Genomic DNA, 25,273 nt, shown 5'->3' on the forward strand with positions numbered 1-25,273 from the left:
TTGAATTGTCCTCCCGGATAATTAAAATTTAACTTATTGAGTTAACCCTCAAGGGATTAGCCATTTTTCTTTGCTTGAATTTCTTCAGCAATTTTCTTAGGTACTTCTTCGTAATGGTCTACTGTCATAGAGTAGTTACCACGACCTTGTGTTTTGGAACGAAGGTCAGTTGCATAACCAAACATTTCGCTCAATGGAACGAATGCTTTAATATGCTGGCTACCGTTACGAGCTTCCATACCTTCCATACGACCACGACGAGAGTTCAAGTCGCCGATTACGTCGCCCATGTATTCCTCTGGAACGTCTACTTCTACAGCCATGTATGGTTCAAGAAGTACTGGATCTGCTTTACGAGCACCTTCTTTGAAGCCCATAGAGCCAGCGATTTTAAACGCCATTTCAGAGGAGTCAACATCATGGTAAGAGCCGTCAAATACGACTACTTTGATGTCAACCATTGGATATCCAGCAATAACACCAGATTCCATAGCTTCTTTTACACCGTTTTCAACTGGTCCGATGTATTCACGAGGAATAGCACCACCAACGATTTTATTCTCGAATTCGAAGCCAGCACCTGGTTCTTGAGGAATTAATTCCAACCAGCAATCGCCATATTGACCACGACCACCGGACTGACGTACGAATTTACCTTGAGATTTAACGGATTTACGGATTGTTTCACGGTAAGCAACCTGAGGTTTACCAACATTACATTCAACTTTGAACTCACGGTTCATACGGTCAACGATAATGTCTAAGTGAAGTTCACCCATACCGGAAATGATTGTCTGGCCAGTTTCTTCATCCGTACGAACTTTGAAAGTTGGATCTTCTTCAGCCAAACGAGCTAAAGCAATACCCATTTTTTCTTGGTCAGCTTTTGTTTTTGGTTCAACTGCAACGGAGATAACTGGTTCAGGGAATTCCATAGATTCAAGAATTACCGGAGCTTTATCATCGCAAAGAGTATCACCAGTAGTTGTATCTTTCAAACCAACAGCAGCTGCGATATCACCAGAGTATACGCGTTCAATTTCTTGACGGCTGTTAGCATGCATCTGAAGGATACGACCAATACGTTCTTTCTTACCTTTTGTGGAGTTAAATACGTAAGAACCAGATTCTAAAGAACCGGAGTATACGCGGAAGAACGCTAATTTACCAACATAAGGGTCAGCCATAATTTTGAAGGCCAATGCGGAGAATGGTTCTTCATCAGATGCTGGGCGAGTTTCCTCTGCACCAGTGTCTGGGTTAACACCTTTAATTGCTGGAATATCTAGTGGAGATGGCATGTAGTCTACAACTGCATCTAGCAACATCTGCACACCTTTATTTTTGTAAGAAGAACCGCAAAGCACTGGGAACAATTTGTTATCACAAACTGCTTTACGAAGACCAGCTTTTAATTCTTCAATGCTGATTTCTTCGCCTTCCAAGTATTTCATCATGATTTCGTCATCAGTTTCAGCAATTGCATCAACTAACATTTCACGACGTTCTTTAGCAATTTCTTCATAGTCAGCAGGAATATCAGTGATTTCGAATTCTTTACCATCATCGCTGATGTAAATTTCCGCTTTCATAGTCATTAAATCGATAATGCCTTTGAAAGTATCTTCAGCACCAATTGGAACCTGAAGAGCCACACTGTTTGCACCTAAACGGTCCTTCATCATGTTTACTACATTGAAGAAGTCAGCGCCTACTGTATCCATCTTATTTACATAAGCGATACGAGGTACGCCATAAGTAGAAGCTTGACGCCATACAGTTTCAGATTGTGGTTCAACGCCACCTTTAGCACTGAATACTGCAACAGAACCATCAAGTACACGCAACGAACGTTCAACTTCTACAGTAAAGTCAACGTGACCAGGAGTATCAATGATATTAACGCGGTGATCTTTCCAGTGGCAAGTAGTTGCAGCAGACGTGATTGTAATACCACGTTCCTGTTCCTGTGCCATCCAGTCCATTGTCGCAGCGCCTTCATGAACTTCCCCAATCTTGTGAACTCGGCCTGTATAGTAAAGAATACGTTCCGTTGTGGTTGTTTTACCAGCATCGATGTGAGCCATGATACCGATATTACGAGTCTTCTCTAAAGAAAATTCTCTTGCCACGAATGTCAACTCCTCTTAACTAATTACCAACGATAATGAGCAAATGCTTTATTAGCTTCTGCCATTTTATGAGTATCATCTTTCTTTTTAATAGCTGCGCCAGTGTTATTGAACGCATCCATTAATTCACCAGCTAAACGTTCTTTCATGGTACGTTCGCCACGAAGACGAGCATAGTTTACCATCCAACGAATGCCTAATGTCTGACGACGATCAGCACGAACTTCAACTGGTACTTGGTAGTTAGCACCACCGATACGGCGAGCACGAACTTCCAATACAGGCATTACATTTTTTAAAGCCTGATCAAAAACTTCCATTGGGTCCTGACCCATTTTGGAACGAATAATTTCAAATGCATCATATACGATAGTTTCAGCAATACCTTTTTTACCATCGTACATCACTTTGTTAATGAAGCGTGTAACCAATTTGCTGTTGTACACCGGATCTGGAAGTACATCACGCTTCAACACAGGGCCTTTTCTTGGCATGTTATTTCCTCCTCTACGATGTGTGATTTCAATTGTTAGCTATTATTTTTTAGCTTTTTTAGCGCCGTATTTGGAACGACTCTGCATACGGTTCTGTACGCCAGCTGTATCCAATGCACCGCGAACAATGTGATAACGCACACCTGGTAAGTCTTTAACACGACCACCTCGAATAAGTACTACACTGTGTTCCTGTAAATTGTGACCAATGCCTGGGATGTAAGCAGTTACTTCAATAGCGTTTGTTAAACGAACACGGGCAACTTTACGAAGCGCGGAGTTCGGTTTCTTTGGAGTAGCTGTGTACACACGAGTACATACACCACGTTTCTGCGGACAGTTTTTCAACGCAGGAGCCGTAGATTTAGTAGTCACGGTTTCGCGACCTTTACGTACTAGCTGATTAATAGTTGGCATTAGGGCACCTCCTTTCCAAACAATTAGATTTATAATTGATCTGCTGCAACAAATTGTTACTACAGATATTACCAAGTTTAACGAAGCACACCGACAGCAGCGGCCTTCACTTTTATTTTACCAGCCTTACCAAGTTCCTCCATGGAGTGCTCCTGATTTACTGGCACTGCATATTTTTCACAAAGTTCAAGGATTGGTAACACCACACGGTCATCGCTGTTATTAGCAACAAACACCATCTGAACTTCGCCGCGCATAATCGCTTTCGACGTTTGCTTAGCTCCGATTGTCTTTTTCGCCGATGTCAAAACTTCGATTTCCATACCTTTACTCCTCATGATTTTCTCGCACTCGGGCACACTGTCCCCTGAGCACTATATCAGTTTAGCATTACACCCCCGCCTCTGTCAACATGTTTTATAGCGAATTTGCCGCATATTATCTAGCTTTTATATGTACACTCATCCGTGTGTTTCAAAATATTCTTATGTTGTATATTTTTATTAATTTTATGCAATATTCAGTCATTTTTCCTATATTTTATACATTCTTATACAATGATTGCAAAATATGCATGATTAACTTTCTCAAGAAATATAAAAGAGTGTCTCTCACAAAACTGAGAGACACTCTTTCTAAACATAACACTGAAACGCTTTAGCAATTCTGCCTGCGTCACGTTTTTATTCTTATATACACACCTTACACTGTATTAATAAGTTAACATCAAACTTATTCTTCCACAGTTGTAGTTGCTTCAACAGGTACTACGTCTTCCACTTGAGGTTCTTTTTTAATAACTTTAATTTTACGGTAACGACTCATACCAGTACCAGCAGGAATCAATTTACCAATAATAACGTTTTCTTTAAGACCTAACAATGGATCAATTTTACCTTTAATAGCAGCATCAGTAAGTACGCGAGTTGTTTCCTGGAAGGATGCAGCTGACAAGAAGCTATCAGTAGCTAACGCAGCCTTAGTAATACCGAGAAGAATTCGTTTACCTGTAGCTGGTTGTTTGCCATTTAAAACTAAACGACGGTTTTCTTCTTCGAAGGTATTAACATCAATAGGATCCCCTGGTAACAAGTCAGCATCGCCTACTTCTTCTACTTTTACTTTATGAAGCATTTGACGCACAATAACCTCAATATGTTTATCGTTAATTTCTACACCTTGAGATTTATATACTTTTTGTACTTCATATACAAGGTAGCGCTGTGTAGCTTCAGTTCCCATAACACGCATAATATCGTGAGGGTTGATAGAACCTTCCGTTAAACGGGCGCCTAATTTTACAAAATCGCCATCACGCACAATAATACGAGCGCCATATGGAATCAAGTAATCAAATTCTACCCCATCTTTATCAGTAACAAAGATAGTATTAGTACCTTTTTTATTATCATTAGGCACTACACGAACTGTACCTTCTACTTCGCTAATAATAGCATGACGTTTAGGACGACGTGCTTCAAATAATTCTTCAACACGTGGCAAACCTTGCGTAATATCGTCACCAGCGACACCACCCGTATGGAATGTACGCATTGTTAACTGTGTACCTGGTTCACCGATAGACTGTGCTGCAATAATACCAACAGCTTCCCCTACCTGTACTTGGTTACCAGTACCTAAGTCACGGCCATAACATTTCATACATACGCCATATGGAGAATGACAAGTCAATACAGAGCGAATCTTAACTGTTTCATAGTGTTTTACTACTTCATCAGCCAATTCTTCTGTAATTTCCCCATTAAGAGGCACAATAACTTCGCCAGTTTCTTTATTAACTAATTCTTCCGCTGCCGTACGACCAATAATACGATCCTTCAATGGTTCAATAATACCTTGACCTTCTACGATAGCTTCTACTTCGATACCATGAATATCATTGTTACGTACTTGCACTTCTTTTACATCACTATCAAGGATTGCTTCAATACCTTCTTCAGTAAGCGCACTGTGTGCAGGGAATACTTCACGACCTTCGCTATCTACAACAGCATTAACGGTATCTTTACCAAGCATATTTTGTACCATTGTTTCACGCAAGGTTTGACGAATGCCTTCATCCGTTTCACCAAGGCTAATTTTCTGTACAAGATTTGTGTGGTTAATATCGCTATCGCTACCTAAATGAGCGCCACGAAGATCAATGCCAGTAATTTTATGTTCTGCTAATACATCTAAGTCAGCTTGAGTCAATACAGTTTCAGCAGTTAACACAACTTCACCAGTCGCTGCATCCACTACATCCTTATCAAGGACGCGGCCAATTAATTTATCTTTCAATAAGGCAAGAGCCTGACGAGTCGAGCTTGCTAAACGTGCACGTTCACGCACTAAATCAATGCCCACTACATCACAGTCTTCCTCACGAACAATAACGTCTTGGGATACGTCAACAAGACGACGTGTTAAATACCCAGAGTCAGCTGTACGAAGAGCCGTATCGGCCAAACCTTTACGAGCACCATGGCTAGAAGTAAAGTAATCCAATACAGTAAGACCTTCTTTAAAGTTTGCCTTAATCGGTAAGTCAATGATTCGACCTGATGGGTCAGCCATTAAACCACGCATACCAGCTAACTGACGAATCTGCTGTTTATTACCACGGGCACCAGAAATCGCCATCATATAAACAGGGTTAAAGCCTTCTTGGTCTCGCATCATAGTATCCATCATGGCATCAGTTACATCTTCGGTAGCCTGTGTCCAAAGCTGGATAGTTTTACGATAACGTTCATCTTCAGACATATAACCACGACGATAGTTGCGTGATACTTTTTCTACATCTTCATCCGCTTTTTGTAAAATTTCAGCCTTTTCAGTTGGCACTTTAATGTCTGCAATAGCAATTGTCATACCAGCACGACGAGCGTAAGAGTAACCTAAGGATTTAACGCGGTCAAGAAGTTCTGCCGTTTTTTCATTACCAAATAATTGGAAACATTGGTCAACTAATTTACCTACCATCTTCTTGTCCATTACGCGACCTAAGGTGTAATGACCATCTTCTTGCAATTCATATTGACGAAGCTCAGGATAGAGCGCATTGTTAAAGATCAAACGGCCTGCTGTCGTTTCAACACGGCCATAGCCTTCTTGGCGGATATAAAGAATATCCTGCAAACCAATAATACCCGCATCATACGCTAACATAACTTCATCATAGTTAGCAAAGTATTTAGCTTTTTCTTTGGTATGTTGACGAACTACAGTTAAGTAGTAAGTCCCCAAAATCATATCCTGTGATGGAACCGCTACTGGCTTGCCATCTTTAGTAGACAAGATATTATGGGAAGATAACATGAGTGTACGAGCTTCAGACTGAGCTTCTACAGATAATGGCAAATGACACGCCATCTGGTCACCGTCAAAGTCAGCATTGAAAGCTGTACATACTAATGGATGCAACTTAATAGCGCGACCTTCCCAAAGGATTGGTTCAAACGCTTGAATCCCCAAACGGTGAAGTGTTGGCGCACGGTTCAAGAGCACTGGATGTTCTTTAATAACTTCTTCCAACGCTTCCCAAACGCCAGGACCAATACGTTCTACTTGACGTTTAGCTGCTTTAATATTGCTTGCTTGTTGACGTTCTACCAAACGTTTCATAACGAAAGGTTTGAACAATTCAAGCGCCATTTCTTTAGGCAAACCGCATTGGTGCATTTTAAGTTCTGGACCAACTACGATTACAGAACGGCCAGAGTAGTCAACACGTTTACCTAACAAGTTCTGACGGAAACGACCTTGTTTACCTTTAAGCATATCGGATAAAGATTTCAAAGGACGATTACCAGGACCAGTTACCGGACGACCACGACGACCATTGTCGATAAGAGCATCAACCGCTTCTTGTAACATACGTTTTTCATTGCGCACGATAATATCAGGCGCTCCTAAATCTAATAAACGTTTTAAACGATTATTACGGTTGATTACACGGCGATATAAATCATTCAAGTCAGATGTAGCAAAACGGCCACCATCAAGTTGAACCATAGGGCGTAATTCAGGTGGAATTACTGGCACTACATCCATAATCATCCATTCTGGTTTATTCCCAGATTGGCGGAATGCTTCAACAACTTCCAAACGACGCACGGCACGAACCTTACGTTGACCTGTGGAAGTTTCTAATTCACTGCGAAGTTCTACATTAAGACTTTCTAAGTCCAATTCACTTAGTAACGCTTTAATCGCTTCAGCACCCATATCAACGCATACAAATTCTACGTCTTCTAGAGCACCTAATTCATAACGTTCTTCACGAGTTAATTCTTCATATTCCTTTTCTTCTTCTGGAATTTCTGTATTAGCTTCTAATGCTTCGTTAGCTGCTAACTTACGTTTTGCTTCCGCAATAATAGCCAAACGTTCACGACGTTGTCCTACTGTTTCAATTTCAACTTGTTTACCATTGATTTTATAATCAGCTTCATTAAATTGAGCTTCATATTCACGGAACTCAGTTTCGGAAAGCAATTGACGTTTCATAAGAGGCGTGCTACCTGGATCTACAACGATATAGGCAGCAAAATAAAGTACGCGCTCTAAAGAACGTGGCGATACATCAAGGATGAGACCCATACGAGATGGGATCCCCTTGAAGTACCAAATATGAGACACTGGTGTAGCCAGTACGATATGGCCCATGCGTTCACGACGAACTTTAGAACGAGTCACTTCTACACCACATTTATCGCAGACTACGCCTTTATGGCGAATGCGTTTATATTTACCACAATGACATTCCCAGTCCTTGGTTGGTCCAAAAATACGCTCGCAAAACAAGCCATCACGTTCTGGCTTAAGCGTACGATAGTTAATAGTTTCTGGCTTCTTAACTTCTCCATAAGACCATTCTAAAATCTGGTCTGGCGAAGCTAAGCCAATTCGCATAGAGTCGAATTCATTAACGTCTAGCACAAGTATCGCTCCCTTCTTTTGGATACTCAAATATTAGTCTTCGTCTGTGTCGGACTCATCACCATAAGCAGCCATAGCGCTTAATACATCATCATCTTCTCCACTAGTTACTGGTTCGGATTCTTCAGTTGCTGGCAATTCCCCTTCCGTAGAGGTTGTATCTGAGCCTTCCATTACTTCTTTGATTTCATCTTCATTTGTATCTACATCATCATCGTCATCGAGTTCTTTAATTACTACTTCTTCTTGATCTTCATTCAAGATTTTCACATCAAGACCGATACTTTGAAGTTCTTTAAGCAATACTTTAAACGATTCTGGTACGCCTGGTTCAGGAATGTTTTCACCTTTAACGATTTTTTCGTATGCTTTAACACGACCAACAACATCGTCAGACTTAACGGTTAATAATTCCTGCAAGGTATACGCGGCGCCATAAGCTTCTAGTGCCCATACTTCCATTTCCCCGAAACGCTGACCACCAAATTGAGCTTTACCACCCAATGGCTGTTGTGTTACTAAGGAGTACGGACCTGTAGAACGAGCATGAATCTTATCATCTACAAGATGGTGAAGTTTCAACATGTACACATAACCAACGGTAACTTTATTATCCATTGGCTCGCCAGTACGGCCATCGTACAATACGGTTTTACCATCATCATCTTTACCAGCAATATGAAGCGTATTAAATACATCAGTTTCGTGTGCCCCATCAAATACTGGCGTAGCAATGTGAATACCTGCTACATCAGGTTTTGGCATGCCATATGTTTCATAGTCATAGCCATAAGCTTCTAAGCTTTTACGGATTTCTTCACGTTTTACACGAGACGTTTCGATAGCTTCGATAATATTAACGACTACAGAAAGTTCCTTCAATTCAGCTTGTAAAGCTTCTTCCATTTCTGGTGCTTCTTCTTCCTCATCGAAGTATTCAATTTCTGCATCACTATAACTCTTTTCAAGAGCACGCAATTCATCGTAACGCGCACGGCCACCCAATGAATTTAACTGTTTTTGTGCTTCTTCATGGATTAAGTCCAAAGCCTCTTCGCGACGAGCATCAATTTCACTGTCCACATCTAGATGGGAAACAGTTACATTTTCAGCTACTTTAGACTGCAAGGATTCCATTTCAGCATATAATTCTTTAATGCGATCAATATTATCCCAGTAGCGGCTATCTGCTTTTGCTTGATTCAATACATTTTGAATTTTAAGGTCAGTAGCCTTAATTTGCATACCAAGGCCTTGTACCGCCCAACCAAGATGAGTTTCTAATACCTGACCAATGTTCATACGAGATGGTACGCCCAATGGGTTTAATACAATTTGAACTGGTGTGCCATCTGGTAAGAACGGCATATCTTCTTGACGCATAACACGTGAAACGACACCCTTATTACCATGACGACCAGCCATTTTATCGCCTTCGTGGATTTTACGTTTTTGTGCAATATATACACGCACTAATTTATTAACACCTGGTTGTAATTCATCGCCATTTTCACGAGTAAATACTTTAACGTCGACGATTTTACCAGATTCACCATGAGGCACGCGCAAAGAAGTATCGCGTACTTCACGTTCTTTATCACCAAAGATAGCACGCAATAAGCGTTCTTCTGGAGTTAATTCAGTTTCACCTTTTGGTGTTACTTTACCAACAAGGATATCCCCTGGGTGAACTTCAGCACCAATACAAATAATGCCGTCTTCATCAAGATTGCGAAGATTGTCATCCCCTGTATTTGGCAATTCACGAGTAATTTCTTCAGCCCCTAATTTAGTATCACGAGCATCACATTCGTATTCTTCAATGTGGATAGATGTATAAATATCTTCTTTGCAAAGTTCCTCACTAAGCAAGATAGCATCTTCGTAGTTGTAACCTTCCCAAGGCATGAAGGCAACAAGTACGTTAAAGCCAAGCGCCAATTCGCCACCATCAGTTGCTGGACCATCAGCTAATACCTGACCTTTTACAACACGATCACCACGGAATACGATTGGTTTTTGGTTAAAGCAAGTGGATTGATTGGAACGTAAGAATTTGTTTAATTTATAAACATCTACACGACCATTATCACGCATAACGTGAATTTCATTACCCCAACAACGAGTAACAACACCTTCTTCTTTAGCCAATACACAAACGCCAGAGTCACAAGCGGCTTTATATTCCATACCAGTACCAACAAGTGGTGCCTGTGCACGAAGTAATGGCACGGCCTGACGCTGCATGTTCGCACCCATCAAAGCACGGTTCGCATCGTCATTTTCAAGGAATGGAATCATAGCTGTACCAATGGATACAACTTCTTTAGGGCTAACGTCCATGTAGTCAACTTTTTCAGGCGCTACTTCTAAGACTTCATGACCACGACGGCAAGCGATATGCGTATCTACGAAACAGCCTTCAGCATCAAGGATGGAGTTAGCCTGTGCAATCGTCATACCTTCTTCTTCGTCAGCTGTCATATATACAACTTGTTCAGAAACTTGCACTTTAATAATTTTGTTAGCCTCTTCGCCTGTACCATAGATTTTTTCTACACGGCGATATGGCGCTTCAATAAAGCCAAATTCATTTACTTTTGCATAGTTAGAAAGTGAAGAAATCAAACCGATATTTGGACCTTCTGGGGTTTCAATTGGACACATACGACCATAGTGGGAATGATGCACGTCACGCACTTCGAAACCAGCACGTTCACGAGACAAACCACCAGGCCCTAAGGCAGATAAACGACGTTTATGAGTCAATTCACCAAGTGGATTTGTTTGGTCCATAAACTGAGATAACTGCGAAGAACCAAAGAATTCTTTAATCGCTGCTACTACTGGACGAATATTAATCAATGCTTGTGGCGTAATCATAGCATTATCTTGAATTGTCATACGTTCACGCACAACCCGTTCCATACGAGTTAAACCAATGCGGAACTGATTCTGCAATAATTCACCAACGCAACGTAAACGACGATTGCCTAAGTGGTCAATATCATCTACGTGACCTACACCGTCCATAAGGTTTAACAAGTAGCTAATATTAGCAATCATGTCTTCACGAGTTACAGTACGATGTTCAAATGGTAAATTACAGTTGTTACAAATTACTTTGAAAGATGTGCCATCTGCATTTTTTACATAGAATTCAGCAAAACCTTCACCATTAAATACACCACTATCAGCGACGATATCTAGCTGTTCTTCGTTCATTACAGTGCCAGCATCAACGATAACTTCGCCCGTTTCCATATTTACAATTGGCTGTGCTAACGTCTGGCCAAGCATACGTTGGCGCCAACCTAATTTTTTATTTAATTTATAGCGACCTACACGAGCCAAGTCGTAACGACGAGGATCGAAGAATAAATTGTCAAATAAGTTGCGAGCACTTTCTACAGTAGGCGGTTCGCCTGGACGTAATTTTTTGTAGATTTCTACTAACGCTTCTTCAGCGGATTCAGTCGTATCTTTTTCTAACGTACGAACCAAACGTTCATCATACAAGCGATTACCATCTTCATCAACTTCACCATTCCAGAATAATTCTAAAATGGATTCATCTGTACTCCAACCAAGGGCACGGATTAAAACAGTTGCTGGTAATTTACGGTTACGGTCAATACGAACCGCCACCATTTCATTAGCATCTGTTTCAAGCTCAATCCAAGCACCACGGTTAGGAATTACTGTAGAACCATATAAACGGTTACCCATGGTATCAATTTCACGAGTGTAATATACCCCTGGGGAACGTACTAACTGAGATACGATAACACGTTCAGCACCATTAATAATAAATGTGCCTGTTTCCGTCATCAATGGGAAATCACCCATGAATACTTCTTGTTCTTTAATATCCTGATTTTCTGGATCATTATTAATCAAACGAACATTAACACGCAATGGTGCTGCATATGTAGCATCACGGTTTTTACATTCGTTAATATCATATTTTGGCTCTCCAAGGCTAAAACCTTCAAAAGAAAGCACTAAATTACCTGAATTGTCTTTAATCGGAGAAATATCGTCAAAAATATTTTGTAAACCGCTCTCCAAAAACCACTCGTAAGACTTGCGTTGCACGTCCAACAAATGTGGCATTTCTAGAACTTCGTCAATTTTAGCATACGTATAACGCGTTCTTTTACCTACCTGCTCAGGTTTGAACATACCAGCTTTCACCCCTCATTTCAATTGGCTTACCTTCTATTCTATAACGGTATGACACAAGACAAACATCCAGGTCTCAGTTTTCCTGTCAACACAATGACAAAATAAGCAAGGCTCTCAATTTTTTCTTTTGAACCTTGCTTCGCCATCGGCTGACACAACCTTGGAAGATTTACCCTTTATCAGTAACAATGTTATAGTCTTATTTATTCATACTCAGCAGTTCATTCTATGCGATGCACAGAACGAATGTGATATAAGCATCACTCTCTAATTGAGTACATTTGCAATTTAGTATTATAGCATTAATAGTTATCTTTGTCAAAATCTAATTTAAAAAAACAACAATTAAGCAAAACGTTTTATAGAGCAAAAAAGACCAAGGCTAGATAAAAATCTAACCTCAGTCTTTCATAAGGGGGCTATTTTAATTAGTTACCTTTTACTTTTAAAATATCAGCACCAGCAATACCTGGCTTAGTCATTTCTGCAGGTGATAAAATATGTTCCATTTCTTCTTTAGTTAACAAGCCTTTTTCAAGAATAATTTCTTTAATAGCTCGGCCCGTAGTGTATGCTTCTTTTGCTAAAGCGGAGGCATTTTCATAACCTACGTGAGGAAGTAATGCTGTTACGATACCAACACTACGTTCTAACCAATATTGACAACGTTCACGATCAGCTTCTAAATCGATTAATAATTTGTCAACAAATGTATTTACACCATTTTTCAAATAGCACATAGCATTGAACAAGTTGTACGCAATAACTGGTTCCATTACGTTTAACTCAAATTGACCATTTTCAACACCTAAAGTTACCGCTAAGTCGTTAGCAACTACTTGGTAACATACCTGGTTAAGTACTTCCGCAATAACTGGATTTACTTTACCTGGCATGATAGAAGAACCTGGTTGGCGAGGTGGTAATTTTAATTCCCCAATACCACAACGAGGACCTGATGCCATCAAACGGAAGTCGTTCGCCATTTTAATCAATACTAACGCAGTAACTTTCATACCACTGGAAATATCAGCAAACACGTCTGTATTATTAGTAGCATCAATTAGATTCTCTGCCGTATAGAATTCTTCACCTACTACAGTAGATAATTCATCAGCCACATCTTTAATGTAAGAAGGCTCTGCATTAAGACCGGTACCAACTGCAGTAGCTCCCATATTTACAATATGAGCACCTAACATGGAAGATTCAATACGTTTGATGCCTCGACGAATACCCGATGCATAAGAACCCATTTCTTGGCCTAAAGTAATTGGCACTGCATCTTGTAAATGAGTACGGCCCATTTTTAATACTTCTTTGTATTCTTCAGCTTTCTTTTCAAGTTCATCTACTAAACGTTGTAAGGCAGCCAATAATGGTTTGCTCTTCAAAATTGCGCACACTTTAATCGCTGTCGGGAACGCGTCATTAGTAGACTGCGCCATATTACAATGATTATTTGGAGAAATAATGTCATAGCTTCCTTTTGGATGACCTAAAATTTCAAGTGCACGGTTAGCCAATACTTCATTCATGTTCATGTTGAAAGAAGTACCTGCCCCACCTTGAATAGGATCTACTGGGAACTGATCAATAAAGCCACCAGCAATAATTTCATCAGCTGCTTTCACAATGGCATTACCAATAGTTGGATCCATACGTCCAGTTTTCATATTAGCCAATGCACATGCTTTTTTAACCATCGCTAAGGAACGAATAAAGTCATGGTCAATATTTTTCCCCGTAATGTTAAAGTTTTCTAGAGCACGCAAAGTTTGCACACCATAATACAATTCATCAGCAACTTCTAATTCACCTAAAAAATCATGTTCTTTACGCATACTGTACCTCATCCTTCATCTTAATCCAATACTATGATTCCTTTATAGCTACTCACAGTAATTGTGAGTAATTTCTGATTACCTGTTTATGATAGTCTCTATAAGATGTCCAGGATGGGCTAAGATCACTCCATCCATATCTATTGGACACGTTCATTATAACATGTATACAATGTACAACTAAAGTAAAAAGAGCTATAAGGCTATATCAAATAAGGATATGTAAGGTTTAGAACATGTCTTTTTCTATAGAACAACTTGAAAACGTACTAAACTTCAAGGGTTTTCTCGTATGACTTTAAGGAATAAATAAAGTTATCTAAAATAGTTTTATAGAATATCGAAAATAGTGTTCTCTAATATATTTCCATATCTTTTTAAAAATAACAATACAAAAAACCGCCCTCCTAAGAGAGCGGTTTCTATTAGCTTATTGTCTTAATAATTACGCCACAGGGCTTAAATTATTTAAGTTCAACAGTTGCGCCAGCTTCTTCCAATTTAGCTTTAAGAGCTTCAGCGTCAGCTTTAGGCATACCTTCTTTAACAGGTGCAGGAGCGCCGTCAACAACAGCTTTAGCTTCTTTCAAGCCAAGACCAGTTGCTTCACGAACAACTTTAATTACGTTGATTTTACCAGCGCCAGCATCTTTCAAGATTACGTCGAAGTCAGATTTTTCTTCGCCTGCGCCAGCAGCACCGCCAGCAGCAGCAACAGCTACAGGAGCAGCTGCAGTTACGTTAAATTTTTCTTCGATAGCTTTTACAAGATCATTTAATTCAAGGATAGTTGCTTGTTCTAATTCAGCAACGATGTTTTCAATGTTAAGTGCCATGATTTAGTTCCTCCACTAATTATATTTTGTAGTAATATGTAAAAATTACTGATTATGCTACAGTTTCGTCTTTTGCTTCCGAAACAGCTTTTACAGCGTAAGCCACGTTGCGGATTGGAGCCTGAAGTACGGAAAGAAGCATGGAAAGCATACCTTCGCGGTTAGGCAATTTAGCAAGCGCTTTAACTTCGTCAGCAGAAAGAAGTTTACCTTCTGCAAGACCAACTTTAACGTCGATTGCTTCCGTTTTAGTGTCTTTAATGAAGTCTTCGATGATACGAGCTGGTGCAACTGCATCAGTTTTGGAAATTGCCAACGCAGTTGGACCTTCCAAATGTTCAGCGAAACCTTCAATACCTAATTCATTAACAGCGATGCGAGTTAAAGTATTTTTGATTACTTTATATTCTACATCTTCCGCTAAGAATTTACGGCGTAAATCAGTTACCTGAGCTACTGTCAAGCCATGGTAACCAACGAGTACGGCCCCCTTTGCTTCAGAAAGATTTTCTTTCATCTGTGCAACGATTGCCTGTTTCTGTGTAGTGACAGCCATTAGAATACCTCCTTATAGATTTTGGTGATGCTCTATGTACTATCTTAGCGTAAAAACGACCTCATTACCAACGCAATGAGGTCGTAACCGTTCCATAATAGAATTCGGTGTCAGCCTCTGCGGGCGGATTTACATCCATTATACATACCTGCGGTCTACAGCTAAGAGAACATATATAATTATTGTTCCTTCGTAACAGTAGTCAATTTGAATACGTTAAGAGGAACACCAGGTCCCATTGTGGAACTCAAGGTTACAGATTTAATGTACTGACCTTTTGCTGCAGCTGGTTTTGCCTTGATAATAGTATCAACGATTGTGCGGTAATTGTCAAGCAATTTTGCATCATCGAAAGAAGCTTTACCGATTGCACAAGCAATAATACCTGCTTTATCAGTACGATACTCAATTTTACCAGCTTTAATTTCGTTAACAGCACGAGCTACGTCCATAGTTACAGTACCAACTTTAGGGTTTGGCATTAATCCTTTAGGACCTAAAATTTTACCTAAACGACCAACTTGGCCCATCATGTCAGGAGTTGCTACAGCAACGTCGAAGTCGCTCCAACCACCCTGAATTTTAGCTACTAACTCTTCGGAGCCAACGAAATCTGCGCCAGCTTCCTCAGCTTCTTTAATTTTATCGCCTTTCGCAAATACGAGTACGCGTTTAGTTTTACCAGTACCATGAGGTAAAACAACGGCACCACGAACTTGTTGATCAGCGTATTTAGGATCGACATTCAAGTTGAAAGAGATTTCAACAGTTTCGTCGAATTTAGCAGTCGCAGTTTTCTTAACAAGCTCAACAGCTTCTACTGGTTCGTAGAATTTGCCTGCTTCGATAAGTTTAGCTGCTTCAGCGTATTTCTTACCTACTTTTGCCATCTTAAAATCCTCCTTATGTGGTTTAACGGGAATTCCCTCCCACCGATATGTGCTCCATCAGCACATGTCGTACGCTAATTAATCAACGATTACAATGCCCATGCTGCGTGCAGTACCTTCTACCATACGCATACCTTGTTCTACAGTATTTGCATTCAAGTCAGGCATTTTAAGTTCTGCGATTTCACGAACTTTATCGCGACTAACCTTTGCTACTTTGTCACGATTAGGAACCCCAGATCCTTTTGGGATGCCAGCTGCTTTTAATAAAAGAACAGCTGCTGGTGGAGTTTTCGTAACAAACGTGAAGCTTCTATCTTCAAATACAGTAATAACAACTGGAATTGTTAAGCCAGCTTGTTGTGCTGTGCGTTCGTTAAATTCTTTAACGAATGCCATAATGTTAACACCTGCCTGACCAAGAGCTGGACCGATAGGTGGCGCTGGACTTGCCTTTCCTGCTTCACACTGAAGTTTTACAATTTTTGTAACTTTTTTAGCCATGGTGATTACACCTCCTTGCGCTCAAAATGTGGTGGTAACGGAATGACTTCCTCCCACTGGCGACCACCAAGCCGCCTAAAAAGTTTAGAGTTATATTGTATATATTAAAGATCTTTCTCTACTTGAGAAAAATCTACCTCTACCGATGTATCACGATTAAACACTTCCACATCAAGTTTTAATGTTTGTTTTTCGTGATTGATTTCAGTAATTGTACCTAATCTATCTTCAAAGGCACCAGAAGTAATGCGCACTGTTTCGCCTACTACGACATCGATTGTATGCTTTGGCGCTTGATCCAGCCCCTGTGATTTGAGGATATATTCAACCTCGGAATCAGACAACGGTACCGGTTTTGTAGCAGACCCAACAAAGCCTGTTACCCCCGGTGTGTTACGCACTACGTACCAGGAACGATCATTAACTTCCATCTCTACTAAAACGTAGCCAGGGAAGATTTTGCGCTTAACAACTTTCTTTACGCCATCCTTCTCGTCCACTTCATCTTCTACCGGCACAAGAATACGACCAATAGTCTCTTCAAGCCCCATAGATTGAACTTTCAGTTCCAGATTAGTTTTTACTTTATTTTCGTAGCCTGAGTAAGTATGAATAACATACCATTTCTTTTCTGCTTCCACGGAAAGGCCTCCTATCCGACAACACGCATCAACAACTGGAATAATTCGCCAAAGATAGCATCAACGATACCGATTAAGGCAGCGACGAATACTACAGTGAGAAATACTACAATTGTGTAATTGATGAGCTCTTTTCTTGTCGGCCAGACTACTTTTTTGAGTTCCGCTTTCATTTCACGGGCCATACGGCCTACGCCGCCACGACGTTGCGGTGTTGTAGAATTGGATCCTGCCATCATTTCACATCCTTAAATCATCGGGTAATTGGATGAAACGAATTATTTCGTTTCGCGATGTAACGTATGTTTACCGCAGAATTTGCAGTATTTCATCATTTCAATACGATCAGGATTATTTTTCTTATTCTTGTTCGTCTGATAGTTACGTTGTTTGCAATCAGTACATGCCATAGTCACTGCATTACGCATCCGGATACACCTCACTTCAAAATAAACTTGCCGTTAAAACATCATATGCTAATATAGCCTATCACAGTAGGCCAAGCCTGTCAAGTTTTAGGCAACTTAAAAAAGCCAGGCGACTACCTGACGATTCATTATACCAAACTATATCCACTATGTCTATACCTAAAAAATAAAATAAAAACAAAGGAACCATAGGCAATGAAATATTTCATACCTATAGTCCCTTATCGCCTTTGTATCTATAATTACAAGAAATCACAAATACCTAAGAACAATTACCAACCTATAGTCAGTTTTAATCAATAGTTATAATTCGTTCTGGTTTTTCTACTTTAAAAGAAAAATAAGTTGGATTATTATTATGCTCTAAAAATAGAGTTTCACCATCAAATTTACCACGCCATCCAACTACTAGAGGATACATCCGACTAATTGTCTTTAATAACTCAATAGGCTCTAAGTTTAAAATTGGGGCAAACAAAACATTTACACCATCTAACAAAATCACGTCTGACCCACAGGCCTTTAGCGCTTTACACATAACATCCTTCGCTAAATCAGGTCGTAAATCACGGGCCACTTCCAAAAACTCTTCTTCAATAAGTTCTTTTGCTTCGATGTACTTCCAACCATCTTGTTCAGCTAATTCACGAATTAACTTACTCTTCCCAGAGCCCGGACCGCCCACTACAAATAGAATGCGTTCTTCATCACTCTGTAGTGATTTCCATCGTTCTTTAATGTCCTGTGTTGTTACCATGTGTCATCCTCCTTTACCGAAAGCCTATTTACTCAATTCTTTGTTAGGTCTGTCTGACAGCATTACACTTTTTATAAAATTGTCGGTTTCACCTACCGTAAACAATAAATAGCTATATGCTGAATCTGGATTCTTATATGTATATACCATAAGTGGCTCACCATTAGCCCCTTTATCCGCTTCTATAGCACTAGGCATGCCATATAAATACAATAATAAATATTTACTATCCCCGATAGATATGCCTCGTCTTGTCAAAGCCGTACTTTTAGTTATCATAGCACGGGCTACAGTCTGCCGCTTATCAAAACCAATTAGCATATCATCATAGGCAATAAATTCATCGCCATATAAAAAGCCACGCTGTTGCCACTGTTCATTTTGATCAGCTACAAATGGTGCATTTACACGATACCCCATGAGGACAAAGTCATCATCTTTTAAATGATTGGCTTTATAATATTGTACTGTTACTGGGGGTAAATGAAGCTGTGTCCATACTTGCCCATCAATCATATCGATAGCTTTTACCTTATTGTCTTTTAAAGTAAATACCAAATATCGAGTAGCAGGAGCCCCCTGCATCACAGGATCCAACATTGCTGTGCTTACCTTGTTATCATTCGCCACAGCCTCAGCAAACTCCTGCTTGCTTTTTACAATATTTTTACTTTCATCATAAAAATATATCAACGAAACGGTGCCTTTTTTTAAATCACGCCACATAGCTTGTGGCGCCCCATAGGCAAACAACACGGAGCCACGACTTTTACCGATAGAAATTCCCCGTCCAGTCTCTAAATTTTCACCAGTAATATGTATGTTAGTTATCGTTCTTGGCTCATATTGATAGGTTAATCCTTCTTGACGAAGAAGACTCTCCCGTGCCCCTTCAGACCACGAAGGGCCAGTATACACTGTATAGCTTCCTGCTTCCCCTTCATAGGTAGTAAAATCTCCTGTTACATGGCCTACTGTTTTACCGCCTAAGGTTATGCCTAACGACTCCTTCGTCAATACAGGTTCCACCGCTCCCAAAGTTAAATCTTTAATACTAAAATCCTTTGCTGCCATAGGTTCTAACGTATCCGCCGTATAGCTTTTCCCCACAGCTGTTAAATCTACACCAGCCTCAACACTCTTTTGTTCTTCTAAACTTTCCGCTAAACGTACGGCCATCTTATTAACCGCCGCCCGCTCTGGCGCCCATGTATCACTAGGGTCCATACGCAACTCACTATCAGCAGCCCCTACAGACGTTGTTAACAAAAAAGCTCCCAGTGCTAGGGCCAATTGTTTTCGCTGTAACTTCATCATATTTAACCCTTTCGTGCCGCATCAATTTGCGCCCGCAACCAATTCAGCCAATCTGCAAGACCTGTTTTAGCCGTGCAACTAACTTCAAAAACATCAGCTATTGGATTTAGATTATGTATATCTGTTAATGCCTTTTCTTTGTCGAATGGAATATAGGGCAATAAATCCACTTTGTTCAATAAAACGGCTTTAGATTCTTTAAAAATGAGTGGATATTTTAAAGGTTTATCTTCCCCTTCGGTAACAGACAAGACTGTCACCTTCATAGCTTCACCAATAGCAAATTCCGCAGGACATACTAAATTACCAACGTTTTCAATAATAATCATATCCAAAGCATCTAAATCAAGATCACCTAGTGCATCTTCAATCATCTTCGCATCTAAATGACAACCACCAACTGTATTAATCTGCAATACGGGAATACCTAATTTGTGAATTCGCTCCGCATCTTTTGCAGTGTATAAATCCCCCTCTATGACAGCCAGAGAATACTCCTGCGATAACTCTTTTAAGGTTGCCTCTAATAGAGATGTTTTACCCGCGCCTGGGGAACCTAATAAATTAAATACAAATATATTTTTTTCTTTAAATATACGTTGCAAATCGGCTGCAATAGCATCGTTTTTTGCAAGCACATCGGTCATTACTGTAACTTCCATAATTCCCTTTCTTCAATCCATATCAATGGACGCAACCTGTAATTCACGGCCTGTTATCGTTTGAATGGCTAAACTTTCACAGTGCGGACATTTAAACACATAATCGGCTACACTAAATTCATAATCGCAGTCTAAGCATTTGCCGCGTAGCGGTATCATTTCAATCTGCAAAACTGCCTCAGCCGCAGCTGTATGTTTAGTTACTGCCGCAAAGCAAAATTGCAAAGCCTCTGGTTCCACCCCAGACATGACACCTAAACGTAATTGAATCGCATGAATAATCGTGCCATTATTAGCCGCCAAGGTCTGCAGTGCAATGTCTACAATTCCTTCAGCAATCGACATTTCGTGCATGGTATGCCTCATAAATATTTTCTAACAACATAGTCGTGGTCACCGAGCCAACCCCACCAGGAACTGGTGTAATAGCACTAACTACAGGCAAGGCTGATTCATAATCCACATCGCCCACCGTTTTACCATCTAAATCATTGATACCTACATCAATCACTACGGCTCCTTCTTTTAACATATCACCAGTAATGACATGAGCTCGTCCAACAGCAGCAATAACAATATCCGCTCGCTTCAAATGTGCTTCTAAATCAGCCGTCTTAGAATGGCAAAGTGTCACCGTTGCGTGTTTTTCTAATAGCAACAGCGCCACTGGTTTCCCCACCACTTGACTACGCCCTACCACCACAACTTCTTTACCGGCTAGGGGAATATTATAATGTTCTAAAATTGCCATACAAGCTCTTGGTGTGCAAGGCCAAAAACCACCTTTACCAGCGCTGGCTAAGCCGATATTTTTAGATGTTAAACCATCAATATCTTTTTCAGGCGATAAACGTTCAATTAAGGCGTCTCTATCTATTTGTGGAGGCATAGGCATAAGTGGCAATACACCATAAACAGCATCAGACTGATTCCAGCGGTCAATAACAGCGACTACTTCTTCAAAACTAGCCGTTGCTGGCAAGTGAGCTAAATCAACACCAAAGCCTGCATTTTTAGCTGTTTTTTCCATAAAATGAGCATACATTTGCGCTGCTTTATCATCACCTACTAATAAAATTCCCAAGGTCAATACTACGCCCTTAGCTTCTAAAGCAACTAAGCGCTCATTTAATACAGCCTTATGAGCATCCGCTACAGCCTTACCACGTAATTCCATCATGCCATTTCCTCCTTAACGTTTAAAATATACAGTTACTGCCTCACCTATAGGAACTTCAGCACCAGCTGGTTCATCTTGGCTAATCGCATAGCCAGTCCCATCAGGTACAAATTGCAAGCCTGCTTCATGGAGCCAATCCCTTACTTCACCAGTTGTCCAACCTGTAAAATCAGTCATTATAACCGTGCCATCATCTGTTTTGGATACCACTGGTTTTGTAGGTCTTTCCCCTGCAGCCACACCTTGTAAATCCTTTTCCTTCGTCACCGATGGAGACAATTGGAAGTATCGTACTAACTGGCTCATAATGTCTTTAAAAACAGGGGCTGCAATTTGCCCACCATAATACACTCCATTTGGGTCATCAATAACAATGAGCGCCACAAATCGAGGATCTTCGACAGGACCTACACCAATAAACGATGCAATATAACGGCCATCCAAATAGCCCCCATGTTCAGCATCAAGTTTCTGTGCAGTACCTGTTTTCCCCGCAAAATGGTAGCCATCTACCGATGCTTTATTACCGCCGCCTTCTGATACTTCTTTTTCAAGCATATCTAAAATTGTTTTCGCCACTGTTTCAGGAATAGGTTGTCCTACTTCTTTAATCTGTTCCGTTTCTACAGGGCTACCATCTGGATTGTTAATACTCTTAATAATATGAGGCATCATCATTTTACCACCATTGGCAATGGCACCAAAGGCTTGTACCATCTGTAATGGCGTTACTGCCACACTTTGTCCAAAGGCCATAGTCGCTAAATCTAATTGCGAAATATCTTTTTCAGGAATCAACTGACCTTCTGCTTCACCAGGCAATTCAATGCCCGTTCTTTTGCCAAAGCCATAACCCTTCAAGTATTCCATCATGACTTCTTTGCCCGTATTAATCCCCAATTGCGCCATGCCTGTATTAATGGAGTATTTCAAAATCTCTAGTAATTTTACATTGCCATACCCTTCGCCATTCCAGTTTTGAATGGTATGCCCACTTACATTAATACTACCAGTGTCATTGTATACCGTATCAACAGTCCATTTACCAGAAGCTAAAGCAGCCGAAGCCGTCAACGGCTTAAAAGTTGAACCTGGTTCATACATATCAATAACCGCCCGATTTTTGAAAGAGTTTTCATTGCCTTTTTCATAATGATTCGGATCATAAGTTGGTCGATTAGCCATAGCTAAAATCTCACCCGTTTTCGGGTCCATAATAATAATGCTAGCACCATTCGGCTTAGACTCTGCCATTACTTTATCAAGAGCTCGTTCTGCAATAAACTGCACCGTTATATCAATGGTTAAGGTAATACTCCGTTCTTTTTCTGGTAAAAACTTAGATAATACAGAACCAAAAATAGCATTACCATGCTGGTCAGTGGCAACTAATTCTTTAGTAATCCCACCACGGATAATATCATCTTTAGCCATTTCAAGACCATCAAGGCCTTTATCATCAGTTCCTACAAAGCCTAATACTTGCGCTAACAAATTACCATTAGGATAAAAGCGACGACTTTCCTCTACAAAGTTGAGCCCCTCTAACTCATTCTCCTTCATAACCTTAGCCAAGGCTTTCGATTTATCAGGGTCCATCATACGATCCAACCAAATAAAGGCTGTATCCTCTTTCAAACGTTTTACAATTTCCTCTTCCTTAATGCGCGTATATGGCACGATAAGAGCGGCAATCTCCTCAGGAGACTTTTTAATCATTTTAGGGTCCGCATATAATGAACGAGTGACCATACTCATAGCTAGGGGACTCCCATTGCGATCATAAATTGTCCCTCGTGGGGATTGTAATTTGCGACTTGTTTCTACTTGATCTAAATTCTTAGTGTCCAAGGTTGTCTTGTCAATAACTTGTAGCCAAATCAAACGGCCCACTAATACGATGATGGCCAAAAACACAAAGGCCATAAGTTTAGATATATTATCACGAAAGGCTATTTTTTCTTCACCTTTAATCATAAATCGTTATAACTCCTTATGTGCTTTCCGTGCCAATTTACGTTCAGCTGCTGCCAATAAAGCAGCTGGCTCATTCGCCACTTGACCACTGCGCACTTGAACTAATAATTCTTGCAAAATTGTACCTGTTTGATTACCTAACAAAGCAGGTAACTCAGGACCATACGCTAAATCACGAGTATGAATAGGCATGGATTCTGTAATATGAGCTAAACAGTCACCAAAAGCCAGTGTTCCCGCCGTACTACTATTAGGTCGACCACAGCCAATAACATCAGCAGCACAAACTTCGGCCATTTGAAGCACCGCTTCTTTTAGCTCACTACTTTTACGAAACGAGCCACTCTGCGCTTCTTTACGCATCCATTTCCAAGGATCCGCTTCTTCGTTATTCACAAAATAATGGAACCGCATATGGCTACTTACAAGCCACGCCACGCGATTAACTAAGGCTTTAGGATACTGCAAACGGCTTAAAATTATTTCTGCCATAGCCGCCCCAGCCTTGTCATGACCGCGATCAGTAATTCGCCCTTTATTAAAGCCCCGAATGCCCTCTTCGCCTTTAGCTACATCATGAAGCAAGGCCGCCCACCGCAAGGTTAAATCAGCCCTAGTGGCCTGCACCACCGCCAGCGTATGCACCCAACCGTCATAGGCATGAAATTCAGGCTGTTGCGGTAAGCCTACTAAATGGCGCAACTCAGGTAAAACAGGGACTTCTCGATAAACGCCTTCTTCTAACACGCGGCAAGTACAATCAGCTAATCCAGACTGGACCAAAACATCCAAACCTTTTGCCACCGCCGGCGTCACGAGTAAAGCATCTAATTCCTGTCTCACTCGTTCTAAAGACAAACCCTTTACCCGTTCAAAACTAGGCGCCATGCCCTCCAACAGTGAACGATGAGGTAAAAAATCTAATTTCCCTACAAAGCGACAAGCCCTAAATAAACGAAGAGCATCTTCCTGAAAACGTTCTTTAGCATCGCCAATGGTTCGCAACGTGCGTTTCTTTAAATCTTTTAAACCACCTACTAAGTCAATCACTTCTCCAGTGCGACTCATAGCTAACCCATTGACCGTGAAATCACGCCGTTTTACATCTTCAGCCAAAGAGTCTGCATAACTAACTTCTTCTGGTCTATGACTATCTGCCCCATATCGTTCAGTCCGATAGGTAGCTACCTCATAAGAACCTTCCGGCACCGTGACCACTACAACCCCAAAAGATTTACCGATAAGGCCCGTGGTGGTATAGCCGGCTTGTTTCATAATAGCCATAATCTCATCAGGCTTAGCCTGTGTAACAATATCATAATCATGAGGATCTTGATGAAGCAATAAATCACGAACAGCCCCGCCTATGACATAGGCCTCAAAGCCAGCGCTTGTCAAAGTATCTAAAATTTTTTCAGCACCAATCCAAATAGGCCCTGACGGTTTTAATATAGTCTTTGACCGTGTAAACCATTTCATCATTACTCACCTCTCTCATATCATTTT

21 protein-coding genes are annotated in these 25,273 nt (G+C 40.5%); all 21 read right to left on the reverse strand.

What is annotated here, in order from left to right; genetic code table 11:
- Positions 1-56: 56 nt before the first annotated feature.
- Complete coding sequence (gene fusA / locus NFR44_RS07385) at positions 57-2,132, reverse strand: elongation factor G (RefSeq protein WP_251443003.1); 2,076 nt, start codon at positions 2,130-2,132, stop codon at positions 57-59.
- A gap of 23 nt (positions 2,133-2,155) precedes the next feature.
- The gene (gene rpsG, locus NFR44_RS07390; protein WP_006555649.1) at positions 2,156-2,626 is read right to left on the reverse strand and encodes a 30S ribosomal protein S7; all 471 of its coding nucleotides are present in this window, start codon (positions 2,624-2,626) and stop codon (positions 2,156-2,158) included.
- Positions 2,627-2,668: 42 nt separating this feature from the next.
- Positions 2,669-3,043, reverse strand: a complete 375-nt coding sequence (gene rpsL, locus NFR44_RS07395; protein ID WP_115310803.1) for a 30S ribosomal protein S12 — start codon at positions 3,041-3,043, stop codon at positions 2,669-2,671.
- Between the two features lie 77 nt (positions 3,044-3,120).
- Positions 3,121-3,366 (reverse strand): L7Ae/L30e/S12e/Gadd45 family ribosomal protein, encoded by a 246-nt coding sequence (locus NFR44_RS07400; protein WP_251443006.1) that lies wholly within the window; start codon positions 3,364-3,366, stop codon positions 3,121-3,123.
- 409 nt (positions 3,367-3,775) lie between these two features.
- Positions 3,776-7,987: a DNA-directed RNA polymerase subunit beta' gene (gene rpoC, locus NFR44_RS07405; protein ID WP_277612549.1), complete on the reverse strand. Its 4,212-nt coding sequence runs from the start codon at positions 7,985-7,987 to the stop codon at positions 3,776-3,778.
- A 33-nt stretch (positions 7,988-8,020) separates the two neighbouring features.
- Complete coding sequence (gene rpoB, locus NFR44_RS07410) at positions 8,021-12,172, reverse strand: DNA-directed RNA polymerase subunit beta (RefSeq protein ID WP_251443009.1); 4,152 nt, start codon at positions 12,170-12,172, stop codon at positions 8,021-8,023.
- 431 nt (positions 12,173-12,603) lie between these two features.
- Positions 12,604-14,019: an aspartate ammonia-lyase gene (locus NFR44_RS07415; protein ID WP_251443011.1), complete on the reverse strand. Its 1,416-nt coding sequence runs from the start codon at positions 14,017-14,019 to the stop codon at positions 12,604-12,606.
- Positions 14,020-14,483: 464 nt separating this feature from the next.
- Complete coding sequence (gene rplL, locus NFR44_RS07420; RefSeq protein WP_115310798.1) at positions 14,484-14,855, reverse strand: 50S ribosomal protein L7/L12; 372 nt, start codon at positions 14,853-14,855, stop codon at positions 14,484-14,486.
- 52 nt (positions 14,856-14,907) lie between these two features.
- Positions 14,908-15,411: a 50S ribosomal protein L10 gene (gene rplJ, locus NFR44_RS07425; protein ID WP_115310797.1), complete on the reverse strand. Its 504-nt coding sequence runs from the start codon at positions 15,409-15,411 to the stop codon at positions 14,908-14,910.
- A 179-nt stretch (positions 15,412-15,590) separates the two neighbouring features.
- A complete protein-coding gene (gene rplA, locus NFR44_RS07430; protein WP_251443012.1) occupies positions 15,591-16,301 on the reverse strand; it encodes a 50S ribosomal protein L1 in 711 nt (236 codons plus the stop codon).
- Positions 16,302-16,379: 78 nt separating this feature from the next.
- Complete coding sequence (rplK, locus tag NFR44_RS07435; protein WP_006555621.1) at positions 16,380-16,805, reverse strand: 50S ribosomal protein L11; 426 nt, start codon at positions 16,803-16,805, stop codon at positions 16,380-16,382.
- 104 nt (positions 16,806-16,909) lie between these two features.
- Positions 16,910-17,446 (reverse strand): transcription termination/antitermination protein NusG, encoded by a 537-nt coding sequence (nusG, locus tag NFR44_RS07440; RefSeq protein WP_251443014.1) that lies wholly within the window; start codon positions 17,444-17,446, stop codon positions 16,910-16,912.
- 11 nt (positions 17,447-17,457) lie between these two features.
- Positions 17,458-17,682, reverse strand: coding sequence for a preprotein translocase subunit SecE (gene secE / locus NFR44_RS07445; RefSeq protein WP_251443025.1), 225 nt, complete (start codon positions 17,680-17,682; stop codon positions 17,458-17,460).
- A gap of 42 nt (positions 17,683-17,724) precedes the next feature.
- Positions 17,725-17,874 (reverse strand): 50S ribosomal protein L33, encoded by a 150-nt coding sequence (gene rpmG / locus NFR44_RS07450; RefSeq protein ID WP_115310793.1) that lies wholly within the window; start codon positions 17,872-17,874, stop codon positions 17,725-17,727.
- A gap of 292 nt (positions 17,875-18,166) precedes the next feature.
- Positions 18,167-18,631, reverse strand: coding sequence for a BREX-3 system P-loop-containing protein BrxF (gene brxF, locus NFR44_RS07455; protein WP_251443031.1), 465 nt, complete (start codon positions 18,629-18,631; stop codon positions 18,167-18,169).
- 24 nt (positions 18,632-18,655) lie between these two features.
- The gene (locus NFR44_RS07460) at positions 18,656-19,948 is read right to left on the reverse strand and encodes a hypothetical protein (protein ID WP_251443042.1); all 1,293 of its coding nucleotides are present in this window, start codon (positions 19,946-19,948) and stop codon (positions 18,656-18,658) included.
- A gap of 2 nt (positions 19,949-19,950) precedes the next feature.
- Positions 19,951-20,610, reverse strand: coding sequence for a hydrogenase nickel incorporation protein HypB (gene hypB / locus NFR44_RS07465; RefSeq protein WP_251443045.1), 660 nt, complete (start codon positions 20,608-20,610; stop codon positions 19,951-19,953).
- 12 nt (positions 20,611-20,622) lie between these two features.
- A complete protein-coding gene (hypA, locus tag NFR44_RS07470) occupies positions 20,623-20,964 on the reverse strand; it encodes a hydrogenase maturation nickel metallochaperone HypA (RefSeq protein WP_251443048.1) in 342 nt (113 codons plus the stop codon).
- Entirely contained in the window at positions 20,942-21,790 is an 849-nt protein-coding gene (locus NFR44_RS07475; protein ID WP_251443054.1) for a bifunctional 5,10-methylenetetrahydrofolate dehydrogenase/5,10-methenyltetrahydrofolate cyclohydrolase, read from the reverse strand. The genes hypA and NFR44_RS07475 overlap by 23 nt, the downstream gene beginning before the upstream one ends.
- Before the next feature lie 12 nt (positions 21,791-21,802).
- Entirely contained in the window at positions 21,803-23,716 is a 1,914-nt protein-coding gene (locus tag NFR44_RS07480; RefSeq protein WP_251443282.1) for a PASTA domain-containing penicillin-binding protein, read from the reverse strand.
- 57 nt (positions 23,717-23,773) lie between these two features.
- Positions 23,774-25,246: a CCA tRNA nucleotidyltransferase gene (locus NFR44_RS07485; protein WP_251443285.1), complete on the reverse strand. Its 1,473-nt coding sequence runs from the start codon at positions 25,244-25,246 to the stop codon at positions 23,774-23,776.
- Positions 25,247-25,273 lie beyond the last annotated feature (27 nt).

Origin of the sequence: Veillonella intestinalis (assembly GCF_943193155.1) — a bacterium.
Classification (GTDB): Bacteria; Bacillota; Negativicutes; order Veillonellales; family Veillonellaceae; genus Veillonella_A; species Veillonella_A intestinalis.

Excerpts from the sequence above, each read along its gene's own strand:
- rpsG (WP_006555649.1), bottom strand. The coding sequence starts at position 2,626 with ATGCCAAGAAAAGGCCCTGTGTTGAAGCGTGATGTACTTCCAGATCCG.
- rpsL (WP_115310803.1), bottom strand. The coding sequence starts at position 3,043 with ATGCCAACTATTAATCAGCTAGTACGTAAAGGTCGCGAAACCGTGACT.
- NFR44_RS07400 (WP_251443006.1), bottom strand. The coding sequence starts at position 3,366 with ATGGAAATCGAAGTTTTGACATCGGCGAAAAAGACAATCGGAGCTAAG.
- rpoB (WP_251443009.1), bottom strand. The coding sequence starts at position 12,172 with ATGTTCAAACCTGAGCAGGTAGGTAAAAGAACGCGTTATACGTATGCT.
- NFR44_RS07415 (WP_251443011.1), bottom strand. The coding sequence starts at position 14,019 with ATGCGTAAAGAACATGATTTTTTAGGTGAATTAGAAGTTGCTGATGAA.
- rplL (WP_115310798.1), bottom strand. The coding sequence starts at position 14,855 with ATGGCACTTAACATTGAAAACATCGTTGCTGAATTAGAACAAGCAACT.
- rplJ (WP_115310797.1), bottom strand. The coding sequence starts at position 15,411 with ATGGCTGTCACTACACAGAAACAGGCAATCGTTGCACAGATGAAAGAA.
- rplA (WP_251443012.1), bottom strand. The coding sequence starts at position 16,301 with ATGGCAAAAGTAGGTAAGAAATACGCTGAAGCAGCTAAACTTATCGAA.
- rplK (WP_006555621.1), bottom strand. The coding sequence starts at position 16,805 with ATGGCTAAAAAAGTTACAAAAATTGTAAAACTTCAGTGTGAAGCAGGA.
- secE (WP_251443025.1), bottom strand. The coding sequence starts at position 17,682 with ATGGCAGGATCCAATTCTACAACACCGCAACGTCGTGGCGGCGTAGGC.
- rpmG (WP_115310793.1), bottom strand. The coding sequence starts at position 17,874 with ATGCGTAATGCAGTGACTATGGCATGTACTGATTGCAAACAACGTAAC.
- brxF (WP_251443031.1), bottom strand. The coding sequence starts at position 18,631 with ATGGTAACAACACAGGACATTAAAGAACGATGGAAATCACTACAGAGT.
- NFR44_RS07460 (WP_251443042.1), bottom strand. The coding sequence starts at position 19,948 with ATGATGAAGTTACAGCGAAAACAATTGGCCCTAGCACTGGGAGCTTTT.
- hypB (WP_251443045.1), bottom strand. The coding sequence starts at position 20,610 with ATGGAAGTTACAGTAATGACCGATGTGCTTGCAAAAAACGATGCTATT.
- hypA (WP_251443048.1), bottom strand. The coding sequence starts at position 20,964 with ATGCACGAAATGTCGATTGCTGAAGGAATTGTAGACATTGCACTGCAG.
- NFR44_RS07475 (WP_251443054.1), bottom strand. The coding sequence starts at position 21,790 with ATGATGGAATTACGTGGTAAGGCTGTAGCGGATGCTCATAAGGCTGTA.
- NFR44_RS07480 (WP_251443282.1), bottom strand. The coding sequence starts at position 23,716 with ATGGCCTTTGTGTTTTTGGCCATCATCGTATTAGTGGGCCGTTTGATT.
- NFR44_RS07485 (WP_251443285.1), bottom strand. The coding sequence starts at position 25,246 with ATGAAATGGTTTACACGGTCAAAGACTATATTAAAACCGTCAGGGCCT.